Origin of the sequence: Bradyrhizobium sp. McL0615 (genome assembly GCF_049993905.1) — a bacterium.
Taxonomy (GTDB): Bacteria; Pseudomonadota; Alphaproteobacteria; order Rhizobiales; family Xanthobacteraceae; genus Bradyrhizobium.
The window spans coordinates 3,546,970-3,558,714 of sequence record NZ_CP188254.1; the positions used below are offsets into that span (position 1 = coordinate 3,546,970).

General features: G+C 61.5%; 8 protein-coding genes. 6 read left to right on the forward strand and 2 right to left on the reverse strand.

Features of this window, described 5'->3' with window-relative positions; translation table 11 throughout:
* Positions 1 to 127 precede the first annotated feature (127 nt).
* The 6 genes from ACPPVP_RS16775 to ACPPVP_RS16800 all read left to right on the forward strand — a co-directional run bounded on the left by ACPPVP_RS16775 (position 128) and on the right by ACPPVP_RS16800 (position 8,066).
* Positions 128 to 622: a winged helix-turn-helix transcriptional regulator gene (locus ACPPVP_RS16775; protein WP_426536157.1), complete on the forward strand. Its 495-nt coding sequence runs from the start codon at positions 128 to 130 to the stop codon at positions 620 to 622.
* Positions 623 to 1,082: 460 nt separating this feature from the next.
* A complete protein-coding gene (locus tag ACPPVP_RS16780) occupies positions 1,083 to 1,568 on the forward strand; it encodes a hypothetical protein (protein ID WP_426536159.1) in 486 nt (161 codons plus the stop codon).
* Positions 1,569 to 2,099: 531 nt separating this feature from the next.
* Entirely contained in the window at positions 2,100 to 4,133 is a 2,034-nt protein-coding gene (gene gspD, locus ACPPVP_RS16785; RefSeq protein ID WP_426536161.1) for a type II secretion system secretin GspD, read from the forward strand.
* 434 nt (positions 4,134 to 4,567) lie between these two features.
* Positions 4,568 to 6,223 carry a di-heme oxidoredictase family protein gene (locus tag ACPPVP_RS16790; RefSeq protein ID WP_426536163.1) on the forward strand — a complete coding sequence of 552 codons (1,656 nt, stop codon included), beginning with the start codon at positions 4,568 to 4,570 and terminating at the stop codon, positions 6,221 to 6,223.
* A 16-nt stretch (positions 6,224 to 6,239) separates the two neighbouring features.
* Entirely contained in the window at positions 6,240 to 7,115 is an 876-nt protein-coding gene (locus tag ACPPVP_RS16795; RefSeq protein ID WP_426536165.1) for an energy transducer TonB, read from the forward strand.
* Between the two features lie 663 nt (positions 7,116 to 7,778).
* Positions 7,779 to 8,066, forward strand: a complete 288-nt coding sequence (locus tag ACPPVP_RS16800; RefSeq protein ID WP_426536167.1) for a hypothetical protein — start codon at positions 7,779 to 7,781, stop codon at positions 8,064 to 8,066.
* Positions 8,067 to 8,134: 68 nt separating this feature from the next.
* Here ACPPVP_RS16800 and ACPPVP_RS16805 read toward each other — a convergent pair whose 3' ends face one another.
* Together ACPPVP_RS16805 and ACPPVP_RS16810 are read right to left on the reverse strand one after the other, a co-directional pair.
* Entirely contained in the window at positions 8,135 to 10,861 is a 2,727-nt protein-coding gene (locus ACPPVP_RS16805) for a molybdopterin-dependent oxidoreductase (RefSeq protein WP_426536169.1), read from the reverse strand.
* Positions 10,862 to 10,863: 2 nt separating this feature from the next.
* Positions 10,864 to 11,685 (reverse strand): FAD binding domain-containing protein, encoded by an 822-nt coding sequence (locus ACPPVP_RS16810; RefSeq protein WP_426536171.1) that lies wholly within the window; start codon positions 11,683 to 11,685, stop codon positions 10,864 to 10,866.
* Positions 11,686 to 11,745: the final 60 nt, after the last annotated feature.

Consider the following 11,745-nt stretch of genomic DNA (forward strand, 5'->3'; position numbering starts at 1 on the left):
CCATCAAAGAGGGATGGGCGCAAAGCGCTGATGTGCTGCTATAAATGACCGGGAATCACAGAGGCAATAGTCGGCGAGACACCATTTGAAGCGTTCTTTCAACAAGGAATGTTCCATCTCCCGGGCCATGGAGGTGGTCGGCGACCGCTGGTCGATCCTGCTCCTTCGGGAAGCCTATTATGGCACTCGGCGGTTCGACGAATTTCAATACTATCTTGGCGTTGCGCCGAATATTCTCAGCGCACGGCTGAAGAAGTTCGTCGATCTCGGCATGATGACGCGCGTGCGGCTCCCCGAGCATGGCGGCCGCCACGAATATGTATTGACCAAAAAAGGGCGCGATTTTTTCCCGACTTATCTGGCTCTGAAGAAGTGGGGCGACGACTGGCTCGCGGAGCCCGAAGGGCCTCAGGTGGTTTTCAGGGATCGCAGCAGCGGGCGGCCAATTGAGTATCCCACCCTGATGTCCAGGCGCGGTAAACCGCTGCAACTCGAGGACATCGAGATTGTTGCGGGCTCCGGCGCCGTGCCCTTCAATCGAAAGCGTTTTGGGACGCAGCCACCGCCCGCGAAGGCCAGACCAAAGGGTGGCAAGCGAGTTGTTCGGAAATCCGTCACCTAGTGGAACAGGTGGATGCCGCACTGCGGGCATCATACTTCAAGCATCAAACCGACACAGGTTTGCCCTGCAGGACGTCGGATTTCTGCCGTGCACTCGGGCTAACGGTTCTCGACATTGTCGAGCCTCTCGCATCGTTGTCGGATGAAATGTTGCAGACATCCGAACGAGATGGCGTGAGACACCAACGACGTTAGATAGCGTCGGCGGTTACGGCGAATCCGCAGGCGGCCCCAATGCCACATTTCCGCTATCGCGCTGTTACGCATGCAGGAGAGAGTTGTCGGCGAAGTCCATGCGTCATCGGGCGAGGAGGTGGTGCGGCGCATCGACGAGACGCGTCATGAGGCACGCGCCATTGCCAGCGGCAGTTTTCGCTTTCTTGATCTGCTCGGCTACGGAGCCCGGTGCCGTCGCGATCGCTCAAGCGCAGGATCGGCCTGCCGCTGCGCCTCCAAATCCGGTGGCGGCGCAATCCCTCGAGCAGCTGTCAACGATCGTCGATCGCCCGCTATTTTCACCGACTCGTCGTCCACCCGCGCCGCCGCCCGCACCTCCGCCGATCGTGCAGGCTGCCGAGCCGCCGGCACCACCACCTCCACCGCCCAATCTGGTTCTTTTCGGTGTGGTGATGGATGGCGAGAGCGCTCGCGCCGTCGTTCGTTCGGGCGCGGACAAGAAAATGGTGCGCGCACAGATCGGCGACGAGATCGATGGATGGAAGGTCAGCCAAATCGAAGGACGCAAGGTGGTGTTGTCGCTTGACGGCCGCTTCGCCACCTTCACGCTCTTCAGCGATGATCGCGGAAAGTCGGAATCAGTCGGAGGATCAGCGCCAGTTGGTGAACCGAAGAATACGCAACGACAGATGCAGGCACAGCAAAATTCGCCGCAGGTCGCCGCAGCACAATCCGTTCAGCCGAAAAAGCGCCGACGGTCTCGAGAGTAGGCTGCGGCCATACTGCTCCGACATATTGTCACACACGCGGAGAAACTCTCTGCTGTATCCAAAATGGCCTTAGCTTTGCCGCATATATTGCTGCGCACGCCGTAGAAAGCCCATTGTTGCCGTTGATAGTAGATTGATCGGCAGGCACCTGATGGCTCGCCTGCGGATGACCTTTGTTAGTCCGCTATCTGAAGCAAGCGGGCGTTCGCCGTCGATGTGGTCAGGGGCGCCACGGCGAGGAGTAGCATAGTGAGCAGCTTGCATGAGCAGAGTTTGCTGCTCGATGTTCGACGAGCATGCATTGCGGCTTCGCTGTGTTTTGCACTGGCTGGCTGTGTAACGTCGAATGTGACGCCGACGGCGGGCGTTGCGCCGCTCGATGCGACGGACACTGTCCGTAACACCGACTTCACTCCGCGTTTTCCGCTCGCGAGCGAGGGAGAGTCCGGCAGGACGAGGGAATCTACGCAGCCCTTTATCTTTCCGGGCTCCGTCACGGAGCCGGAACCGCGGCGCGATCGCGATCCAGAGATGCGGTCTGCGTCGCTGCAGCAGGCTGCATTTCTCAAGGGCGACGGCGTCGAAATGAATTTCGACAGCGCCGATGTACAGACGGTCGCGAAGACCCTTCTCGGCGATATTCTTCGACTCAACTTCGTCGTCGATCCTCGTGTCCAGGGCAATGTGACGCTGGCGTCGGCCGGTCCAATTCCGCGCAAGGACGTGCTGTCGGCATTCGAAAGCGTCTTGCGAATGCAAAACGCTGGGATCGTGCGCTCCGGCAATCTGGTGAAAATCGTTCCCATTCCCGAGGCGGGCAGCGCTGGCGCGATCAGCGTCGGAGCAGGAGAACCGGGTTTTGGCGTTTCGCTGGTGCCTCTGCGGTATACGTCGGCTTCGACGGTAGCGAAAACCGCCGAGAGCTTTCTGTCACGTCCAGGCGCTATTCGCGTGGTTCAGTCGCGAAATCTGTTGCTGATCCAGGGTACGACCGAGGAGCGTCAGGCCGCGCTCGACGTGGTCGCCACTTTCGACGTGGAATGGCTGCAAAACCAGTCGGTGGGCGTCTATCCGCTCAAATCGACTTCGCCAGAGACGATGATCGGAGAGCTGGAGCGGATATTCGAAACCAGCGAAGGCGGATCAGGGCAGGGCATCATCCGCTTCCAGCCAGTCTCGCGCATGAACGCAGTGATGGTGGTAACGAAGAACCCCAAGCTGCTGGCCCAGACCACGCAATGGGTCAATCGTCTCGACAGGTCTGACACGACAGGGACCACGCTGCGGACCTTCCGTTTGAAAAACGGCAATGCGACGCAAGTGGCGAAGATTCTAAGCGAGATTTTCGTCGGATCCGGCGGGACCGCGGATGCCGCCACTAAGCAGATTGCGCCGGGCGTGGAGAGCGGCCAGTCCCGGCTGGATTCCGTCGACCGCGGTTCGTCCGGGGGGAGCGCGACGGCGCCAGGCAGCAATTCCGACAATCGCAGCGCCAATCCGATCGCAGCCGCGTTCGAGTCGTTCTCGGACCGCAAGAACAGCGAGACCGACACATCCGCAACTTCCGGTGGGAATATTCCGCGTGGAAGGTTTCAGAACATGCGGATTACGGCCGACTCCGCCAATAATTCGGTTGTGGTCTACTCCAACCAGGAGGACTATCGGGTCGTCGAGCGGGCGATACGCGATATCGATCGACCGCAATTGCAGGTCTCGATCGATGCGACGGTCGCCGAAGTCACGCTGACGGACGGTCTGCAATACGGCGTCCAGGCCTTTCTCACCAGCAAGGATGTGGGGCTCGGCAACGACAAGGGCTCGATCGGCTTGTTGGGCGCGGGCCAGGTCGCGGCACAATCGGCGCTGCTTCAGCGCGTGGCGCCGGGCTTGAATCTGGTGTTGGGATCGGAAAACCAGCCGCGCGTCATCCTCAACGCCCTTTCAAACCTGACAGACGTCAAGGTGCTTTCGTCGCCGTCGATCGTCGCGCTCGACAACCAGCCGGCGCTGCTTCAGGTCGGCGACGAGATCCCGATTACCACGAGCTCGGCCGCGGTTCTTTCCAATGCGTCCACACCGATCGTCAACACGATCCAGATGCGAAATACCGGCGTGATCCTGAAAGTGCTGCCCCACGTGCACGCCAACGGGTCGATCCGGCTCGAAGTCGACCAGGAGATTTCCAACGTCGTCAATCCCGACCAGCAGACGCTGACGCCGACCATCGCGCAACGCCGCGTCCACTCCACTGTTTCGGTGGTCAGCGGTCAGACCGTGCTGCTCGCCGGCCTGATCAGCGAACGCGACCAGAAGACGCGGTCGGGCATACCAGGCCTTCGCGAAATCAAGTTCCTCGGCGACTTGTTCGGAAACACCTCCAGCAGCAAGTCCAGATCCGAGATCATCATCTTCATCAAGACGCGGCTCATTCGTAACAGTGTCGATGCCGGCGCGGTCACCGAAGAATTCCGGGACCGGCTGCAATCGATGCGCGGCGGAAGAAGTGTCATCAACGGCAACAGAGCGCAGGCCGCGCCGTCGTCTGCGTTTCCAAGGGCGGATTGAGAACCGACATCGAAGCAGGGGCAGAGGGCTGGATCGAGGGATGACCTTGCCCAATCCCGGTGACACTGATCGGCGGCGCTGGGGCATTGGCCGATCTCCGCGCTGTCTTTGCAATGGCCGACGACATCTGAATTCATTGTCGCCGATCCCATCGACGCGACATGCGACCGTGCGTGAAAATGCTGTCCAGTGGTTTTCTGCGGATGCAATTTGTTAGAGAGCATCTCAATCCAATCGCATCGGAGCCGCAGCATCGCTCGCGATTGAAACGCTGCGTCGCACGCGTCGTATATCATTGGATATGACACATCGTCGCCGCAGCAAACATAATGACTTCACATGTATGGGCAGTACCCGTCCAATAATCGTCGAGAACAAACGGTATCCTTGATGCGTCTCAGGACATCGGGGAGCAACAAATGGAAACGATCAAGTTGGCGCGGGCGCACACTCTCGCGGGCTTAGCCGTCATATTGTTGGGATCAGCCGCATGGTCAGGAACCGCCTTGGCCCAGGCTGTTTCAAACCCGACGACAAGCGCGGCTGCCGCAAATACCAACGCGGCAAATGCCAATGTGGACACCAACGCGGTGACGGCCAATGCCGCGGGCCGCGGCGCGCAGAATAACAACTCCGGCGGCGCGTCGTCGCGCGCGCCGACCGATCCGGGTGTGAGGGGTGGAGATCCCGGCGCGGGAGGAGCGCTGCCGGGTCTCAACGACGTGGAGCGTCAATATTTCGATGTGGCGAAGGATGTCTTCCAGGAAGTCGACGCCGGCCCGGACGGCCTCGGTCCGAGGTTCAATCTCGATAGCTGTTCGGGGTGCCATTCCCATCCCACGATTGGCGGCACGAGTCCGGCCACAAATCCGCAGGTGGCGGTCGCGACCTTGATGGGCGCGAAGAACGTCGTGCCGTCGTTCATCACGGCCAACGGGCCGATTCGCGAGGCGCGTTTCGTGCGCAATCGCGATGGATCTCCAGATGGTGGCGTGCATAGTATATTTGTGATCACGGGGCGTTCCGATGCGCCCGGCTGCAACATCGCTCAGCCGAATTTTGCGGCCGAGCTCGCGCGCAACAACGTCGTATTCAGGATTCCGACTCCGGTGTTCGGATTGGGCTTGGTGGAAAACATCTCGGATGGCGCGCTTGAGGCGTCGCTGGCCGCCAACGCGCAGCAAAAGCGGGCGCTGGGCATCTCCGGGCGTTTCAATCGCAACGGTAATGACGGAACGATCGCGCGTTTTGGCTGGAAGGCGCAGAACAAATCGTTGCTGCTGTTCTCGGGCGAAGCCTACAACGTGGAAATGGGCATAACCAACGAGCTCTTCCAGAATGAGCGCGAGAGCGATCCTGCCTGCCAGTTCAAGGTCACTCCGAATGATCATACTCCGCTGGTTTCTGAAAATACCGCAAGCCCGTCAGCGAGCTTCCAGAACGACATCGATCTGTTTGCCGCATTCATGCGTTTTTCTGCGCCGCCAACCCCGGCGTCGGCGGCAGCTACACCGGTCGCCCAGGCAACGGGCGCGTCAAACGTAGCAGCGGGCCAGACGACGGGAACTGCCACTGGCGCATCGACTACGTCGAGCTCGGCATCGACAATGATGGCGTCGGCCACGGCGGACGTGTCAAGCGTGATAGCCGCCGCTGCGGGGTCGCCAGCGGCGCAGCCGTCGTCGTCCGCCGCGTCAGGCGGTACGGTCACCCGCGGAAACCAGGTGTTTTCCAATGTCGGCTGCCAGGCGTGTCACACCAAGACCTTTACGACCGAGAAATCGCCGCTGACGGGACAAAGCAATGTGACGATCCAGCCATTGAGCGACTTTGCCCTGCACGAAATGGGGGCGGGGTTGGCGGACGGCGTTTCGCAAGGGACAGCCAACGGCAACGAATTCCGGACGGCTCCGCTGTGGGGCGTCGGCCAACGTATCTTTTTCCTTCATGACGGCCGGACCAAGGATCTGCACGAAGCAATCCAGCAGCACGCCAGCCGTGGATCGGAAGCCAATGCCGTCATCAACAACTACAACCTGCTGTCGCGCGACGACAAGCAGGCGCTCATAAACTATCTGCGCTCGCTCTGAAGGGCGTCGTGCGACAATGCGTGTCTGGCTGTATCTGGGCATAGCGGCATGTCTCGCCGGGATCGGGGCGGGGCTTCGCGGCACCATGCCCTCATCCGGGGACGCCGGAATTGTGCAATCGGCAAATCCGGAGGATGGAAAAGTCATCGGCGGGGTTTTTGTCAGCGACTATTTCAATCTTTCCTATCGGTTGTCTGACGAGTTGGCCGAGGGATTGGCGGGACCGCCCCCCTCTCAATCCGGCTACTACGTGCTTGGATCGTGGACTCCGAAGCGCGATTTTGCCGGAACGGTTCTGGTTGTGGCGCAAGACATGTTTTTCGCGCCGAACCCTTCGGATGACGTGAAGAACGTTGTCGCCGAGTTTCGTCAGGTCATGTCGGCGGTCGACGGCATGACGATCGACCGTGAGCCCACGTCGGTGAGCGTTGGAGGGCGTCCTGGCTACCACATTGATTTCAGTGGCGTCGGCCTGTTTCGCGCGATGTTCGCGATCGAGATCCGCTGCCACGTCGTGACATTCAATCTGACCAGCCGGGATCCCGAATCGCTGGCGAGCCTGGTGCGGTCACTGGATAGTCTCGATTCGGTTCGGACGAAGGGGGTGTCTGATCCCGTTCCGGAATGTCTCAAGGACTACGCTTCCGAAAATATTGTGAGCCGGGTGGAGCCCGAAGGTGTCGGCGCGAAGGCCGTGTCGATCCCGGTGCGCATGATCGTGGCGGTGGACGGCAGTGTGAAGCACGTTCACGTGATACGCGCTTCCGCGGCACAACGGCGAAACATCGAGGAAGCCGTACGGCAGTGGAGGTTCAAGCCCTACGTCAATCAGGGACGTCCGGTCGAGGTCGAGACCGGCGTGATGTTTCATCTCAAACCGGCAAATACGTGAAGCCGCGGAGCAAAGCAGGACATGTCGAAGTCGATGCCAGGCCGTGGCCGGTTCCCGGCAGCGGGGGGCGGGACGGCGGCGGTGCCAGAGCGTTCGGTAGAGCAGTTTTGTCTGCATTTGCTTGAGCGGATACCAGATGCCGCAAGGACGAAATTGTAGAGCGTCAACCCCGCCGACCGCCGCGCTTCGCCGGCTTCCTGGTTCTCGCCAGGGATCTAGTGACCGGCGGGCGCCGAGTAACCGCCGGAGTAGCTCGACCAGTAGGGTTGGTCTTGCTGGGCCGGCCATGCGGCATTCGAATTGCGGAATTGGTCGCTCGCCGGAGCGGCACGCGAGCCGCCTTCTTGGTGTGATGACACTCGGCGGCAGCAGCGAACTGGGCTGTCGCGCCGGCAATCAGTGCGGCGCCGAGAATGGTGAGAATGGTCTTATGCATAATGGTTCTCCTCACACGCTCTGTGAGGCGAGACAACGTGCCTCGCGTATCAGCGCTGCACACCACATAACGATGCTCTGATTGTTTATTCCGATTGCGGCTATCACGAAGCAGCGAGCAAATTTCTTAATCAGAAGGCGGATGCGACTAAATATTCAGCATTTGCATCCAGCCCAGTTATACTAGACTTGCGCAACCGATCAAAGCGGGTGCCGTGAGTCCGACCGATGAAGAAATTGCTGCTGCTTGTTGCGTTGATTGCGTCCCCGGCTTGGGCGCAAACCCAATTGACGCCCAAGATCAAGAGCGCAACCGCGCGCGCCGATCCCTGCGCGCCCATCGGCAAGACCGCAAAGGGCGAACTGGTCTATTCGATGAAATGCGACAATCTGCCGGCGTCACCCGCACCGTCACCGCAGGCCGAGGTCAGGGAAGCCGCGCCGCCGCCAGAGCCGGAGGTTCGTAAATCCGGCCTGTTTGGCTGGTCGTATGATCGCAGGAAGCCCGACGAGTGATCGCCGGCTTTGCCGTCATGAAGTCGGACGCTGTCGGGCTCGGAGAATTACGTCAAGGACAACTTGGTTCATCCAGACCCAAACTTCTCATGCAACAGCGGCCATAGCCGGTCCGGCTTGAACGGGGTCGCCGTGAAGCGGATGCCGGTGGCGTTCGCGATGGCGTTGCCGAGCGCGGCGGCCACCGGGTTGTACGGGCTTTCGCTCATCGACTTGGCGCCCATCGGCCCCAGCGCGTCCGACGTGTCGGCAAATAACACTTCGGTGCGGGGAATGTCGGCGAAGGATGGCAGATGGTAATCGCGGAATTTGGGATTGATGACCCGGCCGTTGTCGTCGATCACCATTTCCTCGTAGAGCGCAGCCCCCAGCGATTGCGCGACCCCGCCCTCGACCTGGCCGCGGCACTGCATCGGATTGGCGACACGGCCGGCGTCGGCAGCGTGCACGCTCTTCAGGACCTTGAGTTCGCCGGTATGTTTGTTCACGGCAACGCGAAAGCCCTGTACATTGAAGGCGACCGAGCGCGGCGTGCCTGACGAATTGCCGCTGGCTCGGAGCACCTTGCCGAGCGCGCGCGCGGACGCGGCGAGCATGGCAAAAGGCGTGCGGCGTCCGGCGCAGACCGTGGCATGGTTGTCGAGGCTGCATGCGTCCGGGTTTTCGCCCAACAATGACGCCGCGAATTGCTTCAGTTGGTCGGCCAGCGCCTCGGCCGCGGCCTGCGTCGCACGCCCGGCGACGAAGAGCCCGGCGCTGCCATAGGCGCCGGTGTCGTGGCCGCCATGTGCGGTGTCGGATTGCATGAGACGGATGCGATCGACGGTCGTCGCCAGCACGGACGCGGCGATCTGGCGATGCACGGTGCTGGTGCCGTTGCCGAATTCGGCGGTACCGACCGTGAGGTCGAAGCCACCATCCTCGCGCAGTGAAATGCTGCAATCGGCGAAATGACCGGCCGGCGGCACGGTGTCGATCATGGTCAGCGCGATGCCGTCCCCGGTCAACCAGTCCGCGGAAAGCGAAGGCGTCGGCGGCTCGGCGGCCATCGCGCTCTCGACCAGATCGAGGCATTGATCGAGGCCATAGCTGCCATAGAGCACGTCGTGATATTTGGATTCCGGCGGCGACAACATGGCATCGCCTGACTTGACGACGTTGCGGCGGCGCATCTCGAACGGGTTGACACCGAGTTGTTTGGCCAGCTCGTCGATTGCGGCTTCGACGGCGATCAGCGTCTGCGGCAGGCCATAGCCGCGAAAGGCTCCGGCCGGCACGGTGTTGGTATAGGCGGCGATGCCATCGACCTTCTTGTTCGGACAGTTATAGACACCGATGCATTCGTTGACCGAATGAAACAGCACCGGGCCGGCGTGATTGCCGTAGGCCCCGGTGTTCGAGAGTACGTCGAGCTGCAACGCCGTCAGCTTGCCGTCCTTGTCGGCGCCGGCCTTGACCGTGACCTGCATCGGATGCCGCGTCGAGGTCGCGATGAACTGTTCCTCGCGGGTAAGTTCGAATTTCACGGGTCGTCCGGTTTTGAGTGCAGCCAGCGCCAGAATGTCCTCGACGAACATTTCCTGCTTGCCGCCGAAGCCGCCGCCGACGCGCTCACAAAGCACTCGCACCTTGTCGGGCGGCAGCTGGAACAGGTCGGCCAGCGTGCGCCGTGTCAGGAATGGCACTTGCGTGCTGGAACGGACATTGAGGATTCCGTCGGCATCGACCCAGGCAAGGCCGCCATGGGTTTCCAGCGCGGCGTGCTGCACCCGTTGCGTCGTGAAGGTTCCCTCATAGGTGACCGCGGCGTGCGTCAGCGCAGCCGCGACATCGCCGAATTCGCCATGGATTTCAGCCACGATATTGCGGCTCGCGTTCGCGACGCGGTTTTCGGTTGTCTTGTCGCCGTGCAGCGCGGGGGCATCAGGTGCGATCGCAGCGGCAGGATCGATCACCGCCGGCAGGATTTCGTATTGCACCTTGAGCAGGCGGCAGCCTTCGTCTGCGGCGGCTTCGGTTTCGGCGACGACCGCCGCAACCTTCTGCCCGATGAAGCGGACGACATTGTCGAGCACCTTTGTGTCGTCCGGGTCCATCCAGTCCCATTCGTGCCGCGCGGTCGAGAACAACCTGTCCGGTGCGTCTTCAAACGTCAGCACCGTGTGCACGCCGGGAACGTCAAGTGCGGCGCGCATGTCAATTAAAATGATCTTCGCGTGCGGATGCGGTGAGCGCAGCATCTTGATATGCAGCAGACCTTCCGGCGCGACATCAAACGTATAGCGTTCCGCGCCACGCACCACCTGCGGGCCGGCAGGGGCGGGGAGGCTGCGGCCGAACGCGATGCCGGCCGCGGCGTCCTCGATATTTTTCGTGCCGTTCAGCGCATCCTCGATCGAGCGGTAGCCGGTGCAACGACAGATGTTGCCTTTCAGCGCGGCACCGAGGTCCTGCCGTTGCGCCTGGTTCAGCGACGCGCAGGTCAGGATCATGCCTGACGTGCAGAAACCGCATTGAAACCCCTGCGCATCCAGGAACGCCTGTTGCATGGGGTGGGTACCACCGTCAGGCGCAAAGCCCTCAATCGTCGTCACGGCGTGACCGTCGGCGCGGAAGGCGGGGATCAGGCAACTATGCACCGGCTCGCCATCGATCAGAACGGTGCAGGCGCCGCAGTCGCCGGCGTCGCAACCCTTCTTGACGCCGAAATGCCCGAGTTCGCGCAGGAACGTCCGCAGGCACTGCCCGGCTCGGGGAGATTCGGAAAACTCCGTGCCGTTGATCTGGAACGTCATACTTATGCCGCCCCCTGCAATTCGGCGCGGATCTCTTCTGCGAGCCGCAGCGTCATATGCCTGCGCCATGCCGGCTTGCCGTGAACGTCGGTGTGGTAGAGGTCGCCGGCAACGCGCTGCATAATCGTTTCGCGCAATTCCTGCACATTTGGGATTCCCGCGAAGGACAATTGAACGGGCCGCCTGGTCGATGCCGTTATCGTTAGTGTCAATCCACCGGCGCCGGTGATGCTGCCGATCAACAGCGCCGCCGAACGGCCGACCGGGGTCAGCGAAATCTGGCGGAACGCCGAACGCCGCCTCAAGGCCGCGAGCGGGATGTCGACCTGCCGCAACAGATCGCCCGGTGCGAGTACGTTGCGCTGGTCGCCGGTGACGAAATCGGCCACCGCAATTTTCCGTTCGCCGCCGCCGGCCTGCCAGATGGTGCAGATGCCGTCGAGCGCCGAGGTGAGAGAGATCATCGGCCCCGCCGGCAGCGACATGCAGATGTTGCCGCCCACCGTCGCCGTCTTCCAGATCTTGAAGGAGGCGAGAAACGCGCGGCAGCACTGGTTGATCAGCGGCGAGGCGATCCATTCCGGAGGGCAGGAAAGCGCATCGAGCTGCGCAACCGTACAGGTCGCGGATATCGACAATTCAGTCTCGCCGATGGTCAGCGCCGGCCATTTCAGGTCGGTGAGATCGATCAGCCGGGTCAGATGCGCCTGCGGTTCCGAGAACAGCCAGGTCCCGCCCGCGAGCCAAGCATCGCCTGCCGTCCAAACGGGCAATTGATCCCGCGTGGTGGGATGGGCAACCGCGGCAATGGTGTTCAGGTCCATGGATAGGCTAACGCTTTCAAGTAGATGCATCTCCGACTATGAAGTCTTGCAAGACCAGCG